14 protein-coding genes and 1 pseudogene are annotated in these 21,880 nt (G+C 49.7%); 3 read left to right on the top strand and 12 right to left on the bottom strand.

Features of this window, described 5'->3' with window-relative positions; genetic code table 11:
- Positions 1-78 precede the first annotated feature (78 nt).
- Positions 79-4,638, bottom strand: coding sequence for a glutamate synthase large subunit (gltB, locus tag GJ1_RS01330; RefSeq protein WP_066227440.1), 4,560 nt, complete (start codon positions 4,636-4,638; stop codon positions 79-81).
- Between the two features lie 125 nt (positions 4,639-4,763).
- Here gltB and gltC point away from each other — a divergent pair, with 125 nt between their 5' ends.
- The gene (gltC, locus tag GJ1_RS01325; RefSeq protein ID WP_066227437.1) at positions 4,764-5,672 is read left to right on the top strand and encodes a glutamate biosynthesis transcriptional regulator GltC; all 909 of its coding nucleotides are present in this window, start codon (positions 4,764-4,766) and stop codon (positions 5,670-5,672) included.
- 91 nt (positions 5,673-5,763) lie between these two features.
- Here gltC and GJ1_RS18220 read toward each other — a convergent pair whose 3' ends face one another.
- From GJ1_RS18220 to GJ1_RS01280, 10 genes and pseudogenes are all read right to left on the bottom strand, one after another.
- Positions 5,764-5,904, bottom strand: coding sequence for a hypothetical protein (locus tag GJ1_RS18220; RefSeq protein WP_245629319.1), 141 nt, complete (start codon positions 5,902-5,904; stop codon positions 5,764-5,766).
- Between the two features lie 82 nt (positions 5,905-5,986).
- Positions 5,987-6,973, bottom strand: coding sequence for an NADPH:quinone oxidoreductase family protein (locus GJ1_RS01320; RefSeq protein WP_066227433.1), 987 nt, complete (start codon positions 6,971-6,973; stop codon positions 5,987-5,989).
- Between the two features lie 186 nt (positions 6,974-7,159).
- Positions 7,160-8,512 (bottom strand): aspartate aminotransferase family protein, encoded by a 1,353-nt coding sequence (locus GJ1_RS01315; RefSeq protein WP_066227430.1) that lies wholly within the window; start codon positions 8,510-8,512, stop codon positions 7,160-7,162.
- A 23-nt stretch (positions 8,513-8,535) separates the two neighbouring features.
- Positions 8,536-10,002, bottom strand: coding sequence for a CoA-acylating methylmalonate-semialdehyde dehydrogenase (locus GJ1_RS01310; protein WP_066227427.1), 1,467 nt, complete (start codon positions 10,000-10,002; stop codon positions 8,536-8,538).
- A 285-nt stretch (positions 10,003-10,287) separates the two neighbouring features.
- Positions 10,288-11,917 (bottom strand): annotated as a pseudogene (locus GJ1_RS01305) (PucR family transcriptional regulator).
- A 308-nt stretch (positions 11,918-12,225) separates the two neighbouring features.
- The gene (locus GJ1_RS01300) at positions 12,226-12,456 is read right to left on the bottom strand and encodes a hypothetical protein (protein ID WP_066227423.1); all 231 of its coding nucleotides are present in this window, start codon (positions 12,454-12,456) and stop codon (positions 12,226-12,228) included.
- An 80-nt stretch (positions 12,457-12,536) separates the two neighbouring features.
- Complete coding sequence (gene hydA / locus GJ1_RS01295) at positions 12,537-13,952, bottom strand: dihydropyrimidinase (protein WP_066227420.1); 1,416 nt, start codon at positions 13,950-13,952, stop codon at positions 12,537-12,539.
- A gap of 18 nt (positions 13,953-13,970) precedes the next feature.
- Positions 13,971-15,260 (bottom strand): NAD-dependent dihydropyrimidine dehydrogenase subunit PreA, encoded by a 1,290-nt coding sequence (preA, locus tag GJ1_RS01290; protein WP_066227415.1) that lies wholly within the window; start codon positions 15,258-15,260, stop codon positions 13,971-13,973.
- Between the two features lie 19 nt (positions 15,261-15,279).
- Entirely contained in the window at positions 15,280-16,629 is a 1,350-nt protein-coding gene (locus GJ1_RS01285; RefSeq protein WP_174520089.1) for an NAD(P)-dependent oxidoreductase, read from the bottom strand.
- Positions 16,630-16,703: 74 nt separating this feature from the next.
- Positions 16,704-17,594, bottom strand: a complete 891-nt coding sequence (locus tag GJ1_RS01280; RefSeq protein WP_066227412.1) for a nitrilase-related carbon-nitrogen hydrolase — start codon at positions 17,592-17,594, stop codon at positions 16,704-16,706.
- Positions 17,595-17,941: 347 nt separating this feature from the next.
- Between GJ1_RS01280 and GJ1_RS01275 the strand changes: the two genes are divergently transcribed.
- Positions 17,942-19,450 (top strand): NCS1 family nucleobase:cation symporter-1, encoded by a 1,509-nt coding sequence (locus tag GJ1_RS01275; protein WP_066227409.1) that lies wholly within the window; start codon positions 17,942-17,944, stop codon positions 19,448-19,450.
- A 267-nt stretch (positions 19,451-19,717) separates the two neighbouring features.
- On the top strand, positions 19,718-20,029 hold the full coding sequence (locus GJ1_RS01270; RefSeq protein WP_066227407.1) for a hypothetical protein: 312 nt from the start codon (positions 19,718-19,720) through the stop codon (positions 20,027-20,029).
- A 100-nt stretch (positions 20,030-20,129) separates the two neighbouring features.
- Here GJ1_RS01270 and GJ1_RS01265 read toward each other — a convergent pair whose 3' ends face one another.
- Positions 20,130-21,563: a site-specific DNA-methyltransferase gene (locus tag GJ1_RS01265; RefSeq protein WP_066227405.1), complete on the bottom strand. Its 1,434-nt coding sequence runs from the start codon at positions 21,561-21,563 to the stop codon at positions 20,130-20,132.
- Positions 21,564-21,880 lie beyond the last annotated feature (317 nt).

Here is a 21,880-nt window from a genome sequence, read left to right as displayed (position 1 = left end):
GCCAGTCAAAAAGCGAGCCCCGCGCGGCCGCGGGGCCAAAGCGGCGCCGCCATGCCACAGCCGTCCGAAAGGAAGACCTTATTTCGCGGCCGCTTGCAACACATGGACACCGACGGCAGCCGCTTTTTTCCGTTTCGCCACCGTTTCAAACGCCGCCATGACGGCTTCTTCATGTGAAAATCCAGATTGCTCGAGCGTTTGAATCGTTTCAATCATCAGTTTATAGTTGCGCGGAATGACTTTGACAAACCGGTGGACATACGCATCCCACTCTTCGAGCACTAACGCCGCCCGCGGGCTTCCCGTATAGCGGTAATGGTTTTCGATCATCCGGCGCACGTCGCGAATTTCTTCCTCGTCTTCGAGCCGCTCAAACGAGACGAGCTCAAGGTTGGCGGTTTGCTGCCAGCTGTCTTCGTCAGCGAGAACGTAAGCGATGCCCCCGGACATGCCAGCGGCGAAGTTTTTGCCAATCGAACCGAGGATGACGACGCGGCCGCCGGTCATATATTCACAGCCGTGATCGCCGACTCCCTCAACAACGGCATGAACGCCGCTGTTGCGCACACAGAACCGCTCGCCTGCGCGGCCGCGAATGTACGCCTCGCCGCTCGTCGCCCCGTAGAAGGCGACGTTGCCGATAATGACGTTGTCCGTTGCGGCAAACGGCGCCTCATGCGGCGGACGGACGATCACTTTGCCGCCCGAAAGCCCTTTGCCGACGTAGTCGTTCGCGTCGCCGACGAGCTCGAGCGTCATCCCTTTCGGCACAAACGCCGCAAAACTTTGCCCGGCCGATCCGGTGAAATGGAGGCGGATCGTATCATCCGGCAACCCTTCCTCACCGTAGCGTTTCGAAATCTCGCTGCCGGTCATCGCCCCGACCGTGCGGTGGACGTTGCGGATGGCGAGGTGAAGTTCGATCAGCTCCTGCCGCTCAAGCGCTGGCTGCACCGCCGGCAAAATTTCTGTATGATCAAGCGTCTCTTCCAAACGATGGTTTTGCCCTTTGCTGCAAGTGCGCGGTCCATCGACTTGGTACAGAAGACGCGACAGGTCGAGATGTTTCGCTTTCCAATGCGCTTTCGCCCGCTCACTTACCTTCAAGACATCGACGCGGCCGACCATTTCGTCGATCGTGCGGAAGCCGAGCTCCGCCATAATTTCCCGCACTTCTTGAGCGACAAAGTACATAAAGTTGACGACATGTTCTGGCTTCCCGGTGAATTTTTTGCGCAGCTCCGGATTTTGCGTCGCCACGCCGACCGGGCATGTATCCAAATGGCAGACGCGCATCATGACACAGCCTAAAACAACGAGCGGAGCGGTCGCAAAGCCGAACTCTTCAGCGCCAAACAGCGCCGCCATCACGACATCGCGGCCGGTCATCAGTTTTCCGTCCGTTTCCAAGATGACGCGGTCGCGCAACCCGTTGAGCATGAGTGTTTGGTGCGTTTCCGCCAACCCAAGCTCCCACGGCAGGCCGGCATGCTTGATGCTCGTTTTCGGCGACGCACCCGTGCCGCCGTCATAGCCGCTGATGACAATGACATCGGCGTTCCCTTTCGCCACCCCGGCCGCGATCGTGCCAACGCCGGCTTTCGCGACGAGCTTGACGCTGATGCGCGCGTCTTTGTTGGCGTTTTTCAAATCATAAATGAGTTGGGCCAAATCTTCAATCGAGTAAATGTCATGGTGCGGCGGCGGAGAAATAAGCTCCACCCCCGGCGTGGAGCCGCGCACTTTGCCGACCCACGGATACACTTTGTTGGCCGGAAGCTGCCCGCCTTCGCCTGGTTTTGCTCCTTGGGCCATTTTGATTTGCAATTCATCGGCATTGACCAAATAATGGCTTTTTACGCCAAAACGTCCGGACGCCACTTGTTTGATCGCGCTGCGGCGCCAGTCGCCGTTTTCATCTTTCACATAGCGGGCCGGGTCTTCGCCGCCCTCGCCGCTGTTGCTTTTTCCGCCGATCCGGTTCATAGCGATCGCCAGCGCCTCATGAGCTTCCTGGCTGATCGAACCGAACGACATGGCCCCTGTTTTAAAGCGGCGGACGATCGACTCGACCGGTTCGACTTCCTCAATCGGCACCGGCTGTCGGCTCGAATCGAAATCGAACAAATTGCGCAAGAACGTCAACTGTTCTTCATTGGCCAGTTTCGAATATTGTTTATAGAGGTTGTAATCGTTTTTCCGGCATGCCCACTGCAGCAAATGGATCGTCTTCGGGTTGAACGCGTGATGTTCGCCGTTGCGGCGCCATTGCAACTCGCTGCCCGTATCCAGCACATCGTCTTCGTACCGTGCGCCAAATGCGGACTCATGGCGCATTTTCGCTTCTTTGGCGATTTCCGCAAGCCCGATGCCGCCAATTTGCGATGCCGTGCCGGTAAAGTACTCATCGATGACATCGTTGCCGATGCCGACCGCCTCAAAAATTTGTGCGCCGCGGTAGCTTTGCACCGTCGAAATGCCCATTTTCGACATCACTTTGACGACGCCGTCAACAGCCGCCTTGATATATGTTTTCACCGCTTCACGGTAAGACAAGGCGATCGTGCCGTTTTCTGATGCTTGGCGGATCGTCTCCAGCGCCAAGTACGGGTTGATGGCGTCCGCCCCGTAGCCGATGAGCGCCGCAAAATGATGCACCTCGCGCGCCTCGCCGCTTTCGATAAGCAGGCTGACGTTCGTGCGCGTCCCTTTGCGGACAAGATGCTGGTGAAGCCCGCTTGTCGCCAACAAAACCGGAATGGCGACATGTGTTTCATCAACGCCGCGGTCGGACAGCACAAGAAGCGCCGCCCCGCTTTCGATCGCTTCATCCGCTTTGGCAAACAGCTCATCAAGCGCCTGTTTCAAATCATCAGTAAACAGCGTCGGCAGCACCACACACGCAAATTCCGGATGCGGGTTCGCTTTTAACGCCGCCAGTTCCTCGTTCGTCAACAGCGGCGTCTCAAGGCGGATGCGCCGCGCCGCTTTGGCGCCCGGATGCAAAATGTTCCCTTCTTTTCCAAGAAGTGTCATCGTCGAGGTGACGACATATTCGCGGATCGCATCAATCGGCGGATTTGTCACTTGGGCGAACAGCTGCTTGAAGTAGTTGAACAAACTTTGCGGCCGCTCCGACAGCACGGCAAGCGGAGCGTCCATGCCCATGGCGCCGGTCGGATCTTTTCCTTCCGCCGCCATCGGCAAAATCGTTTTTTCCACATCTTCAAACGTGTAGCCGAACGCTTTTTGCAGTTTGACGAGCTGCTTCGGCGCTTCGACGTCCTCCGGAATTTCCAGATCGCCAAGCGTGATCATTTGCTCGTTGATCCATTGGCGATATGGCTTTTCATGAGCCATTTCTTCCTTGATTTCCTGATCGGAGATGATGCGCCCTTGCTCCAGGTCAACCAACAGCATTTTCCCCGGGCTCAGCCGTTCCTTATATAAAATGTTGTTCGGGTCGACATCAATGACGCCGACTTCGGATGAGAAAATAATGTAGTCGTCTTTGGTGACGTAATAGCGGGCCGGACGCAGGCCGTTCCGGTCCAAAATGGCGCCGATTTGCTTGCCGTCCGTGAACGAAATCGCCGTCGGGCCGTCCCACGGCTCCATCAAACAGCTATGATACTCGTAAAACGCCTTTTTCGCGTCGTCCATTTGCTCATCCCAAAACCAAGGCTCCGGAATGAGCATCATCGCGACATGGGCCGGCTTGCGGCCTGCCAGAACAAAAAATTCAAACGCGTTATCCAAAATCGACGAGTCGCTGCCGTTCGTATCCAAAATCGGCAGGACTTTTTCCAAATCCGCGCCGAACGCTTCCGAGACAAACTGCTTCTCGCGCGCCGCCATCCAGTTGACGTTGCCGCGCAGCGTGTTGATCTCGCCGTTGTGGATCAAATAACGGTTCGGATGGGCCCGCTCCCAGCTCGGGAACGTGTTTGTGCTGAAGCGCGAATGCACGAGGGCGAACGCCGAGCGGAACCGTTCGTCTTGCAAATCCAAATAAAATGCATCGATTTGTTCCGGCGTCAAAAGCCCTTTATAGACGATCGTCCGGCTTGAAAAGCTTGCTACGTAGCACTCGTTGTTTTCCACGCATTTTTCGAACTGTTTGCGGATCACATACAGTTTCCGCTCAAACGCCAGCTCATCAGCCACGTCATCACTTGCCGCGACAAACACTTGGCGGATGAACGGCTGGCTTTGCCGCGCCAGTTTGCCAAGCTTTTCACGATCGACCGGAACTGTCCGCCATCCGAGCAGCCGTTGCCCTTCTTGAGCGACGATCTCATTGAACATCGATTCATAGTACGCCCGTTTCGCTTCCTCTTCCGGCAAAAAGAACATCCCGACCCCGTAGCGCCCTTTTTCCGGCAAGTTCATCCCGCCGCACACCGCTTGAAAATACTCGTGCGGAATTTGCGTCATAATGCCCGCGCCATCGCCCGTTTCCGGATCGCTCCCTTGTCCGCCGCGGTGTTCAAGCTGGCGAAGCATATGAAGTGCCTTTTCGATAATGTCGTGCGACGGTTTTCCTTTCAAATGCGCATAAAACCCGATCCCGCATGCATCATGTTCAAATTCCGGGCGATACAGCCCCTGCGCTTCCGGTAATCCGTAGTGTTTCATGCTGCCTTCCCCTCCCGTTCCGAATTGTCTGTAATATTCATTGTAGTTTTCAAAATTAATATAAACAATATATAATTTAGATAAAATCCATCTCATTTTGCGATCAATCAAAAGGAGGGAGAAAAATGGAGTTGCGGCAACTGCAATATTTCGTGGAAGTCGCCCGGCGCGAACACGTCTCCGAAGCCGCCGATGCCCTCCATGTCGCGCAGTCGGCGATCAGCCGGCAAATCGCAAACTTAGAGGCGGAGCTTGGTGTGCAGCTCTTTGAACGAGAAGGGCGGAACGTGAAGCTCACCCCCATCGGCCGCCACTTTTTGCCGCACGCCGAGGCGGTGTTGAAGGCGGTGGATGATGCAAAGCAACAAATCGAAGAATATTTAGACCCGGAGCGCGGGACGATTAAAATCGGGTTTCCGACAAGCCTGGCGAGCCATATGATGCCGATGGTCATCTCCGCCTTTAAAACAGAGCACCCGAACGTCTCGTTCCATCTCCGCCAAGGGTCGTACTATTATTTAATCGAAGCGGTGAAAAAACGGGAAATTGATTTGGCCTTTCTTGGACCGATTCCCGCACGCGAAATCGGCATCAAAGGGGAAATTTTATTTTCTGAACCGTTTGCCGCCCTCCTGCCGAACAGCCATCCGCTCGCTCGCCGCGACCGGATCGTGTTAAACGAATTGCGCCACGACCCGTTTGTCACGTTCCCAAAGGGATACATTTTGCATCAAATCGTCATTGACGCTTGCCACCAAGCCGGATTTTCGCCCAACATTTCATCGGAAGGCGAAGATCTCGATGCCATTAAAGGGCTTGTCTCCGCCGGCATCGGCGTCACCCTCTTGCCGGAGAGCGCCCTGTCGGAAAGCTTGCTTCGCTACGCCGCCAAAGTGCCGATTGAAATGCCGCAAGTGAAGCGAAATGTCGGCATCATCGTCTCCGACCATCACGAATTGGCTCCGTCGGTGAAAGTGTTTTACCGGTTTGTGAAAGACTTTTTCTCCGAGCTGGAGCGGTATCAGCTCGGGTAAGAAGCACTAAAGAAAAGAGAAGGGGAGACGCCTCTTTCCCCTTCCCGTTGAACAAAACGAGAGCGTTTTTTCAAGGGCTTATTTTGCGATTTTAACCATTTGTTTCGCCGCTTTCCTTCCGGACAATCACATTCGTCCCCGGAATTCGTCTCACTTGCCGAGAATGGGAGGCCACAAATCCTTTCAACATATCATCCACTACGCGCTGTGGATCATTGATCAATTTCTTCAAGATTCCTCTCCCCCTCGACCAAGAATGATAAAAGGGAATCCCAACCTAATATTTGGAAGGGAAAAACCGCGATTTTCCCCAATCAGGCCAGCCGCACGACCGTCCGGCCGCGCAGCTCGCCGCGCAAAATGCGCTCGAGCGCCCAAGGCAGTTCATGAAGCGTAATTTCTTGGGCAATCCGCTCCAAATCCGGCTTTAAGTCGCCAGCGAGCCGTTCCCAAATGCGCAGGCGCAAATCCATTGGACAATAGACGGAATCGATGCCAAGCAAGCTGACGCCACGCAAAATGAATGGATGAACCGTTGTCGGCACTTCCGCCCCTCCGGTCAGCCCGCTCACCGCCACGGCTCCGCCATAGCGGATGCGGCTTAACACCGTCGCCAGCGTCCGGCCGCCGACCGGATCGACCGCCGCCGCCCAACGCTGCTTATCGAGCGGACGGATGCGTTCCGCGGTGACGTCTTCGCGCGTCAATACTTCCTTGGCGCCGAGGGCGCGCAAATAGTCGTGCTCCGCCGCTTTGCCTGTGCTCGCCTCCACCGTGTAGCCGCGCTTGGCGAGCATCGATACGGCCAAACTCCCAACGCCGCCCGTCGCCCCAGTGACGAGCACCGGCCCGCGCTCCGGCGTCAGCCCGTGCTCCTCAAGACGATGAATGGACAACGCCGCCGTAAACCCAGCCGTGCCGATCGCCATCGCTTCTCTTAACGTCAACCCTTTCGGCAGAGGCACGATCCAATCGCCATGCAGGCGGGCGTATTCGCTGTAGCCGCCGAAGTGAGTGACGCCAATTTCGTAGCCGGTCGCAACCACTTCGTCCCCTTCGCGGAAACGCGGATGTTGCGACGAGACAACCACCCCAGCCAAGTCAATCCCAGGCACAAACGGATACGTTTTCACGATTTTGCCGTCTGGAATCGAGGCCAGCCCGTCTTTGTAGTTCACGCTCGAATAATGGACGCGGACAAGGACATCGCCTTCCGGCAAATCATCCATGGAAATCGTCTGCACGCCGGCTGTAAATTCCGTTTCGGTTTTGTTGACAACAAACGCTTGAAATGCGGACATCATTCTCCCCCTTTACACGATGTATCTCTCACTAGTCTAATTCGACGAACGAATGCCCGATTCCTTTCTTCCCTTCTTCGTCCGGCACAAAAGTCTAACACCAGCCGCTCGCTTCCATTTCCCCTTGACTGCCTGCACGAAGGCAAACAAAACGCCAGCCTGTCGATCCAGCTGGCGTTTGTCCTTCTATTTAATTGCCGCTAACGCCCCGGTCAAGACACGGACCACAAACGAAAGTTCATCATCCGTGATGCAAAGCGGCGGCGATAAGGTGAGCACGTTGTTGTATCCGGCGACCGTCGTTCCGTTCTTGCCAATGATGAGGCCGTTTTCTTTGCATCGATTGATCACTTGATTGACAAGTGACACATCGAGCGGCTCTTTCGTCGCTTTGTCAGCGACAAGTTCAATGCCGACGAGCAGCCCTTTGCCGCGCACATCGCCGACATACGGGTGATCGGCCAAGTTCGTTTTTAGCTCATCAAGCAGCCATTCCCCTGCTTCGCGCGAGCGGTCAAACAGCCGCTCCATCTTCATGATCTCAATATTCTTTAGCGCAACCGCACAAGCAGCCGGGTGGCCGCCAAATGTATTGACATGGCGGAAGTAATCGTATTCTTCCGTTCCTTTAAACGCCTCATAAATCTCTTTCCGCACCGCCGTTGCCGCCAGCGGCAAATATGCGCTCGTAATGCCTTTCGCCATCGTGATGATGTCTGGCTTGACGCCGTAGTTTAGAAATCCGAACGCTTTTCCCGTCCGGCCAAAGCCGCAGATGACTTCATCGACAATGAGCAAGGCGCCGTGCTTTTCGCATACTTCTTTGACCGCTTTCATATACCCGTCCGGAGGAATGAGCACTCCGCCCCCGGTGATGATCGGCTCCATGATGACCGCGGCGATCGTTTCGCTCAACTCCCACGTCATGACATCGTCAATGGCCTTTACCGCCCGCAGCTGGCGCGGATCGTCAGCTGAATCGGGGTCGCGGTAGCCATCCGGCGGCGGCACATGGATGAAACCTGGGGCGAGCGGCTCGTATTTGTATTTCCGCTGCGCCTGCCCGGTCGCTGAGAGCGCCCCCATCGAGTTGCCGTGGTACGCCCGGTAGCGGGAAATGATTTTGTACCGATGATGCTCCCCGCGCTGCTGGTGGTATTGGCGGGCGATTTTAAACGCCGTTTCGTTCGCTTCCGACCCGCTGTTGGAAAAGAAGATGACATACTCATCGCCCAACAGTTCGTTGAGCTTTTCCCCAAGCTCGATCGCCGGCCGATGGCTTTGCGTCAACGGGAAATACGCCAGCGTCTTCAGTTGCTCATACGCCGCTTCGGCGAGTTCCTCGCGCCCGTAGCCTACGTTGACGCACCAGAGCCCGGCCATCGCATCCAAATACTGATTGCCAGCTACATCCGTCACCCAGCAGCCTTTCGCTTCGGCCGCAATCAGCGTTGCTTGTGGGTTATATGGCTTCATCGAATGCCAAATATATCGGGCATCTTTGTCGAGCCACAGATGGTAGGCTTGTTTTGTTGTCATTACTTGGCGAACTCCTTTCTATTTTAGAAATCAAATCGGGAAGTAATCATTTTTTTGCGCGTGTAAAAATTCACGCCATCTTTTCCGTTTACATGAAGATCGCCGTAAAACGAATCCTTCCAGCCAGAGAACGGGAAAAACGCCATCGTCGCCGGCACGCCGACGTTAATGCCCAGCATCCCTGCATCGGCCTCTTCACGAAATTTCCGGACGGCCTTGGCATCCTTTGTATAAATCGTCGCCCCGTTCCCATACCGAGACTTCCGAATATAGCTGAGCGCTTCATCTAAATCATTGGCCCTCAGCAAACTTAATACCGGCGCGAATATCTCTTCTTTCGCAATCGTCATATTCGGGGTAACATGATCAAAAATCGTCGGACCTAAAAAATTGCCTTCGGGTCTATCATCCATTTCCTTTCGCCCATCGCGAAGCAATACCGCCCCCTCTTCAATCCCTTTTTGAATGTAGCCTAGTACCTTTTCGCGATGAGACTGCCGAATGACCGGGGTTAATAACACTTCCGGATCCATGCCATTCCCAATAATCAACTCATCCGCTTTTTGTTTCAACCGACGGACAAACGTTTCGTTTTCCCCCACAATCACCACTGCACTGCAAGCCATGCAACGCTGGCCCGCGCTGCCAAACGCTGAGCTGATCACATGTTGCACGGCCGTCTCTACATCCGCATCTGGCATAACAATATGATGGTTTTTCGCCCCCGATAATGCCTGCACGCGTTTGCCTTGCGCCGCTGCCTGTTCGTACACATACTTGGCCACTGGCTGTGAACCAACAAATGAAATCGCACGAATATCTTCATGATCAATCAGGGCATTGACCACCTCATACGCTCCATGAACGACATTGAGCACCCCAGGAGGGGCACCTGCCTCCGTAAACAGTTCTGCTAGCTTATTGGCCAAAATGGGCGTCCGTTCCGATGGCTTCAATACAAACGTATTGCCGCACACAATCGCCAATGGGAACATCCAAAGCGGCACCATCATGGGGAAATTGAACGGAGTGATCCCTGCCACAACTCCCAACGGATAACGAAACATTTCGGAGTCAATCTCTTCCGCAATATTCGCCAGCGATTCCCCCATCAGCAACGTCGGAGCGCCGGCCGCAAACTCCACGCATTCAATCCCCCGTTGAATTTCTCCGTACGCTTCTTTATACGCTTTGCCATTTTCCTGTACGACAAGCTCGGCTAATTCCTCATGATGCTGGTTTAACAAATGGTGAAATGAAAACATAATCCGCGCCCGTTTTGGAACAGGGACATCTTTCCATGTCGCAAACGCTTTCTTAGCTGCTTGCACCGCTTGATCGACATCCTCTTTGGTTGAGATCGGAACGCGCGCCAACACCTCCCCAGTCGCTGGGTTCGGGACTTCTAGCGTTTCCGTGCCGCTCGATGCCACCCATTGTCCACCGATATAGTTTTTGAGAACCGTTGTTTCCGGTTTGGTGATGGACATCAGATTCTCCTCCTTATCCCTATTCTTTGTTCAGGATCTAAATATTTTGTATTGTTACACAAAATTATCCTCCAATTTTTGAGGACCTTCACTAGACAAAGCGTAAAAGCGATTAGCCTATTTATTCCACAATGTGACCAAATTTTCTGTGAAAACGCGCTCCTTTGGCGGCCATTTTCATGTCAGGTGAAAAACAAAAGTTGCTCATGGATGTTTTTACAAAGAAATCCCCCCTAGAAGCCTATGGCATCTTCTGCTTTTTCGCTTCTCAGAGGGGGATACTTCTTATAATCTTCGCAGCCGATCATGCTGCACATATTTATTTTCCATATTTTGCGAATGCAAATATTCATATGCCTTGATCATAAACTCAATAGCGAGCCGTTTTTCCGGATTCATAAAATCCTCGCCTAAAAGCGACTCTAGTTTTTGAATCCGATGGTACAGTGTTTGCCTAACGACAAATAGTCGTTGTGCAGTTTCTTTTTTTGAACCGTTACACGCCAAATATACCTTTAACGTTTCCAGCAAGTTCCCATTATACTTTTCATCGTATTGAAGAACAGGCTCTAAGTATTCCATGACGACTTCATATAAATCATTGTATTTATGAATAAGGGAAATAATTCGATAGATATGCAAATCCTCGTAAAAACAGCTATTAGCTCTGCCGCCAAGATGATGTTGAATTTTGATCGTCTCTAAAGCCGTCCGATAACTTTTGTCCATATGAGAAACATTTTCGATAAATTTTCCGACCCCGACAACAAATTGAGGCAATTTCTTCTTTATGAATATAATCCGATTCAAGCAAGGAATTCAGTCCTATTTTCATTCGGCTTTTCCATGTTTTCATTTCTCTGTTATTGATCATAATAAATACGATGCTGCTATGAAAATCCACAGGAAATGTTGAAAAACCTTGTTGTTCAAAAATCGTCCGGCATAGCACTTTAAAATAAATCATGTCTAAATTCGAGCATTGCTTCATTGAAGATTTAAAACGGACGACAAGCACCGTCCCTCCTTTTGGATTTGGCTCTGCCCCATACTCAGCCAAATAACTAAACACACTTTCAATAGGATGCTCTCCCTCTAGCCAGCTTTTCAACCACTCATTTTCTTCTACTCTCTTTTTTTCATCGACATACAAATCACGAAGCAAATGCTGCGCTAGCGCAGTTGCCGTACGATCCAAAATCAGCAGATCAAACTCGCTGATTTCCTTTCCGGTTGACACAATGGACAGCTCGGCATATTCATTCCCGAGAAATTGGATCGGTTGGGTGGCCACTTTTTTCTTCGAAGCTACGTTGTCGCCAACTATCAGCTGCTCTTCCTTAAATGTTTTGCTGTATTTAGGAAATACCTCCACCTCTCTGCCGTTTATTTTAAAAATCACTTGATGTCCCGAATAGTGGTGCAATAGTTTTAAGATTTCACTATAATGATCCATCGAAAGTAATTTTTTGTTTAATTGCTGTGAATATGATTCTAGTCCGGAGATGATTTCATAGTGTTGGTTAATTAAATAAGTGTGGATGTCTTGGGTGATCTCGACGAAAGGCACTTCTTTGAGAAAGAGAATGATTGGAAAGTGATGCGCATTCGCTAAATCGATTACTTCTTGCGGAACAGAAGGAGTATGCATGCCGATTTCAATGCATAATCCCGAAGCGTCACAGTCGATAAGCTGTTCTACAAACGATCGAAACAATTCCTTATTTTCCTTCCATCCCACCCCAGTAGATAAAATCAGCTCTTTTCCGTTTAACAGATGATGGATTTTCGCAACCTCGACAACATGAACCCATTTTACAGTGCGGTTGAGCCCGTTATGCCCTGCAACCACTTCAACATGTTCAAAATGTTTCCGCTTTAGAATATCAGAAACCGTTAATGTAGGAGTCTTCATACACTTTGTTTCACTCCCTTTACACCGATCATGGCAATGCCATTTTACTATATTAGGCAGCGTAAACGGTCGCTCCTGCTTCTATCAATGTTTATGTAACGGCTTGTCTATATATGGCTTCTTACGTTCCATTATACAGAAAGCAACATCATCGATCTCGTTTTATGTTATGAAATGTGACATACATTTGGGCGGTTCACCGCTCTGTTTCCTGAAAATCAAAGCGCCGGTCCTGCCTCTATAATGATTGAGGATATATAGAGGAACTCGTTCCGGCGCTTATCGCGATGTACATCGCTCTTCTCGCTCTATTTATGGTGTGTTCTGAGCTGGCGGATTAATAATGACGAAAAATATTTGCGTGCGTCAGCGTTTGTAATATGCAGTGTTTGGATATCTCTTGTTTCTGACAAAGAGCCTGCTTTCTCAAATTCAACAAACGATCCACTTAAATTTTCTTTTACGCTTTTCATATAGTATCCTTGTTCCATTAAGTAATCGATCTTTTCTCGCTCACGCAGAAACTGATGGTAAGTCATCGCACCCCCCCCCGCTTCTCGTCGTGACCCGCATCCCCACTGCCAGGCACAGCTTGTTTGTGTTCAGTGATTCATTTACGTTATGACATTTTCACCACATCTTGGTCGGCCATTAGCGCCCCATATTTCGCGCGTTTTACATATTGGCCGTACCCCGGTTTCCCGACAAATTGTTTATCACGCACCACAAATTCTCCTCTACATAAAACCGACACGGGTTCCCCTGTTACTTTCATCCCTTCAAATGGATTATAATCCACAGCCATATGGTGTGTTTCGGCTGAAATCACCCGTTCAACCGTTGGATCAAAAATGACTAAATCCGCATCGGCACCGACGGCAATGGTTCCTTTTTTCGGGAATAGACCAAACAATTTGGCAATTCTTGTTGATATAATATCAACAAACTGGTTGAGGGTAATTCTCCCTTTTTTCACTCCTTCACTGAAAAGAATACTCACCCGATCCTCAATAATAGGACCACCATTTGGAATTTTGGTAAAATCTCCTCTTCCTAATTCTTTTTGACCTTTAAAATCAAATGAGCATTGGTCGGATCCGAGCGTTTGCAGCTGTCCGTTTTTTAAGGCATTCCATAGCACTTCTTGATGCCATTTCTCACGAAGCGGCGGCGACCATACATATTTAGCGCCTTCAAAATTCGGCTTTTCTAAATAGGACTGATCGAGCACTAGATACTGCGGACATGTTTCACCCCATACATTCAACCCCTTATTGCGCGCTTCAGCAATTTTCTCTACCGCTTGAGCGCATGATACATGAACGACGTACAATTGTGAATCAGCGAGTTCTGTCAATTGACAGGCGCGCCCCGTCGCTTCTCCTTCTAGTTCTGGAGGTCTCGTTAATGCGTGATAAATCGGATCAGTATGCCCGTCCTCCAAGGCTTTTTTCGTTAAATAGTCAATCACGTCTCCATTCTCGGCATGCACCATGACAAGCGCTCCGAGTTCTTTTGCCGCGACTAGCGTCCGATACAAAGTTCCATCATCAGCTTGAAACACGTTTTTATACGCCATAAATACTTTAAAGGAGGTGATTCCTTCTTCTTCGATCACTTTTGGAAGTTCTGCAAGCACCTCGTCTGTTATTTCACTGATCATCAGATGGAACCCGTAATCGATCACCGCTTTTCCCGTCGCTTTGTTATGCCAAGTTTCAATCGCTTTTTTCAGGGGCTCGCCTTTATTCGTTAAGCAAAAATCAATAATGGTTGTCGTCCCGCCAAATGCGGCGGCAATCGTCCCCGACTCAAAGTCATCTTTTGTCACGGTGCCGCCAAACGGCATATCTAAATGAGTATGCGGATCAATGCCTCCTGGAAATACATAACAACCTTTGGCATCAATCACTTCCGCTCCGCTCTCATCTAAATTTCTCCCGATCATCGCAATTTTCCCATCTTGGATGAGGAGATCGGCCTCATATATATCTGCAGCGGTGACAATTATTCCATTTTTTACCATCTTTGTCATCATGATATCCTCCTTAATTTATAATGATTTGATATCCACACTGCAACCGCTCAGCCGGCCAAGGGCGGCTTGCCGTTCATTCCATGTCATCGGGGGATGTTCGCTTGGCACTTCGATCATCTCAATCGCTCCATCAACCGGGCAGACGATGGAACATAAATTGCATCCTACACAATCTTCTTCGCGCACTTTTAAATATTCTTTTCTGTTTTCGTCTATGCAACGCTCAATACATTGATGGGAAGCATCTTCACAAGAAATATAGCACTTATTGCACTGAATACAGCGCTCGCGATGAATTCGCGCCACAACCTTATAATTGAGGTCCAAATCTCCCCAATCAGAATACTTCGACACCGATTTTCCTACAATATCCATTACGGAAGCAATTCCTTTTTCATCAAGATAGTGATTCAATCCTTCAATCATATCCTCGATAATCCGAAACCCATGGTGCATAACCGCCGTGCACACTTGAACTCCTGTAGCCCCCATTAACATGAATTCAACGGCATCTCTCCAATTGGAGATCCCGCCAATTCCTGAAATCGGAATGCGGATACGTGGGTGTCGCGCGCATTCGGCCACCATATTTAAAGCAATCGGTTTTACTGCCGGACCGCAGTATCCCCCGTGCGCCCCCTTTCCTGCTACATGTGGAATCGTATTCCACGTATCTAAGTCCACCCCCATGAGACTATTGATGGTGTTGATCAAACTGATGGCATCTGCCCCGCCTTGGGCAGCCGCTTCAGCGGTCGCCGTAATATCGGTAATATTAGGAGTTAATTTGACAATGACAGGGGTGCGTGCCACCTCTTTGACCCAATATGTCTGTCGTTCGACCAATTCTGGCACTTGACCTGATGCCGATCCCATCCCCCGTTCCGCCATTCCATGCGGACAGCCAAAATTGAGCTCCAGCCCATCCACGCCCACATCTTCTACTCGCTTCACAATCTCATGCCATTTTTCGCGCTTGGGCTCGACCATCAAAGAAGCGACTACAGCCCGGTCAGGAAAACGTTTTTTCGTCTCATAAATTTCCTTTAAATTTTCCTCAAGAGGACGATCCGTGATTAATTCAATATTGTTAAAGCCCATGACTCTCTGTCCGTTAAAACTGATTGCTGCAAATCGGGACGATACATTCAAAATAGGTTCCCCTAATGTTTTCCATACCGCTCCTCCCCAGCCCGCCTCAAATGCCCTTTGCACTTGATACCCCGAATTGGTGGGAGGGGCGGAAGCGAGCCAAAATGGATTGGGGGACTTGATTCCCGCTAAGTTAATGCTTAAATCGGCCATTGCCGTTCCCTCCTCTCATTTAGGCCGTTTCGCTCACTGCCTTTGTCAAATATTGATGAATCCCGTAAGCAGCTTCCTTCCCTTGCTGCGCTGCCACCACCACCATCGCTTCGCCTTTTCCTCTTTCAAAAATCACATCCCCACAAGCAAACACCTTCGGATTCGACGTTTGATATGTTTCAGGATTCACCTTGACTACGCCATGATCATGCTCCAATCCAAAAGCTTCAATCAATTCGATATGACGTTCTTGCCCAATGGCTTTAATCACAACATCAACCGGCATAATCAATTCTGATCCCTCAACCGGAAGAGGACGGCGGCGGCCATCAGCGTCTGTTTCTCCCAATTCCATCCGAACGCATTCAACATGAGTAACCTTGCCCTTACTGTCGCCAATAATCCGTTTGGGGGCTGTTAGCCAACGAAATTCGACACCGTCCTGTTTGGCAAACTCATACTCAAATTCATAAGCTGTCATTTCTTCTTTCGTCCGGCGATATAAAATTTTTACATTTTCCGCTCCTAGACGCACGGAACAGGTAGCCGCATCAATCGCGGTATTTCCCGCACCTATCACAACTACCCTTTTCCCCACCAGCCGATCAGTCAACGGTTTTGTTTTCGTCTCTTTAATCAACTCAATGGCGTCATATACTCCGTCCAAGTCTTCTCCCGGGATTCCTAGCTTTGGCACTTTCCCCATGCCAACAGCTAAAACAACAGCATCATAACATTCTAGGAGCTCGTTCACTTCAATATCCTTACCAACCCTTGTATTGGTGCGGATTTGTACGCCTAAGCTTTTGATTTGATTGACTTCCCACAACGAGATGTTTTGGGGGAGGCGGAAGGAAACAATGCCATACGTGTTCAGCCCGCCTGCCTCGTTCTCCGCTTCAAAAATGGTCACTTCATATCCCAGACGAGCTAGTTCTCTGGCAGATGATAATCCAGCAGGGCCGCCGCCGACAACCGCCACTGTTTTTCCATTTTTTCGCCCCGCTTGGAATAACACTTCTTTATTTCGGATCGCCCAATCGGTCGCATATCGCTGCAATTTTCCAATCATAATGGGTTTTGTAGAATGGTTTAATACACAAGCCCCTTCACATAATTCCTCTGTCGGACACACTCTTGCACAACTGGCGCCAACCGGGTTTGACAGCATAATGGATTTCGCTGACCCTTTTACATTCCCAGAAGCAATTTTTTTGATAAAAGCAGGGATGTCAATCCCTGTCGGACAAGCCCGAATACAGGGAGCGTCATAACAGTACAAACATCGATTCGCTTCTTCCATTGCTTCTCGATCTGTCAAGCCAGGCTCTACTTCTTCAAAGTTCTTTTCCAAACGTGATTGCTCCATCTCCATCCCCCTCCACGCGTCATTTTTAAAGAAAGGGAATAGAGTCATTCCCTCATCCCCTTTCTCATTGCTTTCTATGGAAGTAAAGCCGTCATTTCACTATAGGTTTCCGGACGACGATCACGGTAAAATTGCCAAGTATCGCGCACTTCCCGAATCATCTTCTTATTCATGACGCCAATCACCACTTCATCTTGATCACGGCTGCCCATGGCCACAAAATTCCCTCTAGGATCAACCAAGTAAGACTGCCCGTAAAACTCTCCCATGTTCCAAGGCGCTTCATATCCAACCCGATTGATGGCAGCTACGTAATAGCCGTTGGCAACGGCATGAGCCGGTTGTTCCAGTTTCCATAAATATTCGGAGAGACCTGCTACCGTAGCGGATGGATTGAACACAATTTCAGCGCCTTTTAGTCCTAAAATTCGCGCTCCCTCTGGAAAATGACGGTCATAACAAATATAAACGCCGATCTTGGCAAAGGCGGTGTCAAATACCGGATAGCCTAAATTTCCAGGCTTAAAATAAAATTTTTCCCAAAATCCACATCCCTCGTTTCCTACCCCGACATGCGGAATATGCTGTTTGCGATACTTTCCTAAGTAGGTTCCGTCTGCATCAATGACAGCTGCCGTATTATAGTAAGTAGCAATTCCTTCCCTTTCATAAATCGGCAGAACGATCACTACCCCCAGTTGTTTTGCTATTTCCTGGAATATTTTGGTCGTTGGGCCATTTGGAATTTCTTCTGCCGCATCATACCATTTTGTATTTTGCTCGGCGCAGAAATACGGACCATAGAAAATCTCTTGCAAACAGATGATTTGTGCTCCTCGATCTTTCGCCTCCTCGACAAACTTGACATGCTTTTCAATCGCCTTTTCCTTATGAACCTCAACCGGCTCGTCCCCATGCACATTATGAGAAGCTTGGATCAAACCAATGGTCACTTGATCGGCCATGCCCCAATCACTCCTTTTTCGTTTTATCTGGTTTTCATAATTGGAATGAACTTTAAGAATATTCTACATAGTAAATCACTAGCTTTTCATTATACACTTTGTTAAATAATAGAAAACATTGATTGTTCACTATGTAAATTTCAGCGAAATAAATATGCAAGCTAGCCGAAGCCGCTCCCTAGGGGTGAGAACATCAAAATGTGAGGAATATTTACACATTTTACATAATGAATAGATTTCTCCTTTTCTTATTTGACAAATCGTATAATGAAAAATTTACGTATTATAGATAGAATTTTCTTAAATTTCGATTTTATACACAGGATTTTTAAAAAAGGGGGATATGAATGAAAACACAAATGGAACGCAATGGGATTGTGGTCTTAACGGAGGAAGCCGCACAAGAAGTCAGTAGAAGTCCTTTATGGAATGATGACTTGCGTCCGACAACATGGCAAGAACATTCATGGAAAGGGATCAATTTTGCTACATTGTGGATTGGAATGTGTTTATGCATTCCTTCATACACCATGGCCAGCGGCATGATTGCTTTAGGCATGAACTGGTGGCAAGCTGTTGGTACCATTTTTCTAGGGAATGTGATCGTCCTTATTCCAATTTTATTAAATTCCCATGCAGGAACAAAATTCGGGATTCCTTATCCTGTGTTTGCCCGGCTTTGGTTCGGAGATAAAGGCGCCCATATTCCCACTTTAGCCCGGGCCCTTGTAGCAGCCGGATGGTTTGGAATCAATACGTGGATCGGAACAGAAGCCATCGACACACTGCTCATGGCATCATTCTCTTCATGGAGCAATTTACCGGGACATACAGCCATTGTATTTGTATTATTTTGGATCTTAAATATCGGCATCGCTTATAGAGGCCCAGAAGCCATCAAAAAGCTAAGTGCAGTGGCGGCACCTGTTGTAGGCATTTCTTCTGTTATTTTACTTATTTGGGCATTTACAGACGCTGGAGGATGGGGGCCTATTTTAGAGACTCCTTCTAAGTTCGAGACAACCGGCGAATTCTTGAAAGTCTTCTTCCCTTCTTTAACCGGCGTCATCGGCTTTTGGGCCACATTGGCGTTAAACATCCCTGATTTTTGCCGATACGCCCAAAGCCAAAAATCGCAAATGGTCGCCCAAAGTTTCTCTCTGCCCATTACCATGACGGTTTTCTCCTTTATCGGCATCGCAGTGACTTCAGCAACCATCGTGATTTTCGGCCAAGCCATCTGGGATCCCGTTCAGCTCTTAGCAAAATTTCCTCCATTTGTCATCTTATTAGGAACTATTATTATTGTCATCTCTTCCGTAACTATAAACGTCGGTGCTAATGTGGTTGCTCCTGCCCGGGCGATTGAAAATTTATATCCGAAGCGAATTACATTTGGAATTGGCGCGATTATCACAGGACTATTCGCCATTTTATTGCAACCGTGGTATATTATGTCTAACTTTGGAAATTATATATTCGGCTGGCTTGGCACATACGCTGCTTTGCTCGGACCCATTGACGGCATTGCTATTGCGGACTATTGGCTCGTTCGCCGAAGACAGTTGCACTTAAAAGAACTGTACGAACCGAATGGCCGTTACAATTATGCAAATGGGTTTAACAAAAACGGAATGTACGCATTGATTGTAGGAGTGGCTATTCCTGTACTTGGTTTATTCATACCACCGCTTCGTTTTCTTTGGGACAACGCGTGGACATTCGGATTGTTCATTGCCATCGGTGTCTACACCTACTTAATGAAAAACGACCAAAGCGTATTAAAGGAAGGAGAGTATGAACAAATCACCCTTTTCGATTCAAAACATAACCGTCCTACAGAAATTGCAAAATAATGAGTCATTTACACCTAAACAGCCTATCGATGATAGAAGACAAGCAGCCCCTTCGGTACACATTGACATCGCCCTCCCACGAGGGCGCTTTCTTTTTGCAGGAAACTGCTATTTCCCTTGTCAATCCTGCATTCAACCTTGTCTACATTTGGCATACAGACACAAACATGACAACTTTTCGAACTTTCCACAGCATCTATTATATCGATAGCAGCTACGTTGTATACTGACATTGAGAAAAACTTCACAAATCAGGAGGACTAAAAAATGATCGTCCACGAACTGATGGAAATGGAGCATTTATTTGCCGAGCAATTGCAAGAAGGATATTACGTCATCCGCGAAACGTACCAAAACGTACTCGTTGAGCCGGAAGACGGCGACACCGTCCGGCAAGTGGACGCTGGAACGGAAGAGGTCGTCACCATCGTATTTGATCCCGGTGACGAATACTCCCTCATTTGCCTTGACACCTACACTTTCGCCGACGGCATTCCATCTTTGGCCGAGCTTAAGGAAACAATTGCCGCGGAATATGATGTGTTTGTCAACAATCGTTGGGCCGCGCCGTCGTTGTAAAAAAACGCCCGAAACGTTGGACATCGGAGACTCGGAAAACACGGGTATCACCTCAACCAAAGCGTCTTTCATCAACCTAGTCAAGGAACAGCCCGTTCGCCTAGCGAGCGGGCTGGTTTGTTCTCTCAATCCAAAACACTTTAAAGCCGATATCAAGCTCCGTCTTCCCCGTTTCACGGACGATTTTCTCCCCCGCGCGGCGAATGCGCTCGCGGCCAATGTCGCAAATTGTCCGAAACCCTGCCCGATACGCCTCTGACGTTTCCGCAAGCCGCTCAGGAAGCTGCACCATCATAAACGACCGCCGCCCGCCGTCTTCGGCGTTTTGCTGCATGACCGCATGGGCTGTTGTCGCCGAGCCGGAAAAAAAGTCGAGGATGAGATCGTCGTCCCTCGTTGTCAACGCCACCATGCGCTGAATGAGCTTCACCGGCTTCGGGTAATCCATGACCGCCAGCCCATCGAACAGCTCCTTCAACTCTTTTTTCGCCTCTTGCGAATGGGATACTTCGTCATGCGTCCAAATCGTAAGCGGCGTCACGGTCGGCTTCACTTCGCTTAAAAACCGCTTCAAGCGCGGCACCCCGTTGCCGTCTTTGCCAAACCAAATGCGGTTGTCCGCTGCCAGCTCGGCGAAGCGCTCTTTCGTCACCCGCCAGCAATACCCATTGGGCGGTGAAACAACTCGGCCGCCTGGCGTCACGATGTCATAAATCTTTTCCGGAATCGGCGGGCCGACCGACAAATCGCCTGACGTCCATGGCCCCCGCGGATCATTATCCGGATTGGCATACCGCCCGTCCGCTTCCGGATGGCGCGGCAAGCCGTACCAAGCTAAACGGTCGATATTTTTCGCATAACATAGGATGAAGTCATGGTTGCGCGAGGCGAACTTGTTCATATTCACGGGCGAAAACGCCCGCTGCCAAATGAACGTTGCGACAAAGTTCCGCTCACCAAAAATTTCATCGCACATTTTTTTCAAATTCGCCTGCTCCGTATCATCAATGGAAATAAAGATCGCCCCCGTCTCGGCCAACAGCGTTCTCGCCACCCAAAGGCGCGGATACATCATATTGAGCCAGCCGGCATGAGCGTGCGCTTCCTCCTGGATCCCGCTGGAAAGAGCTGCTTTCCCCTTGCGCCAATTGTCTTTATACGTGAACGATTTTCCGGTATTGTACGGCGGGTCGATGTAAATCATTTGAATGGTTCCTGCGTGCGTTGTTCGCAGCAGCTTTAACGCCTCTAAGTTGTCCCCTTCAATATACCAATTGTTCGTCGTCTCCCACCACTTGCTCGCCGCCCGATCCAGGCGCAGCACTCCTCTAGGGGGTGTCTCGGCCAACCGCTTCGCCTCCGTCTTCCCCGGCCATGTGAACTCATACGATTCTTCCCGACCCCCACAGCCGAGTTCCTTCCGCAGCCGATCCCAATCGATGTCCCCGTCCACCACCGCTTCAGGAAAGAGCTTCTTTACCGCTTCAAGCCTTGCATCCGCCACCTGTTTCCTTCTCCCACCGACGTTTGCCATGGCACGCTCCCCTCTCCTCCCGCGCCGCTCGATCCGTAGCGCGGGACTGCTTGTCCACGAATCTTATTTCCATTATTTCGCCATGGCGCGGCGGTTTCCTTCCTTTTTCCATAAAAACACCCCCGCCTTCTGCAAAAGAATGCGGGGGAACGAAATCCTCTAAAACGAGGCCTTCCTTTTTCAAGCATTAAAAGACTATTATCCAGAAAGACGCCACAAAGTCATGTTTCAATCCTCTAAACGAGGCCTCCCTTATTTCAAGAGCACCTTCATTTTACCATTGACTTTCTAAGATTGCAACGGGCATTTTTGCACAC

The sequence above is a fragment of the Geobacillus jurassicus NBRC 107829 genome (assembly GCF_001544315.1).
Taxonomy (GTDB): Bacteria; Bacillota; Bacilli; order Bacillales; family Anoxybacillaceae; genus Geobacillus; species Geobacillus jurassicus.
This window is presented reverse-complemented; position numbering and strand designations above follow the sequence as displayed.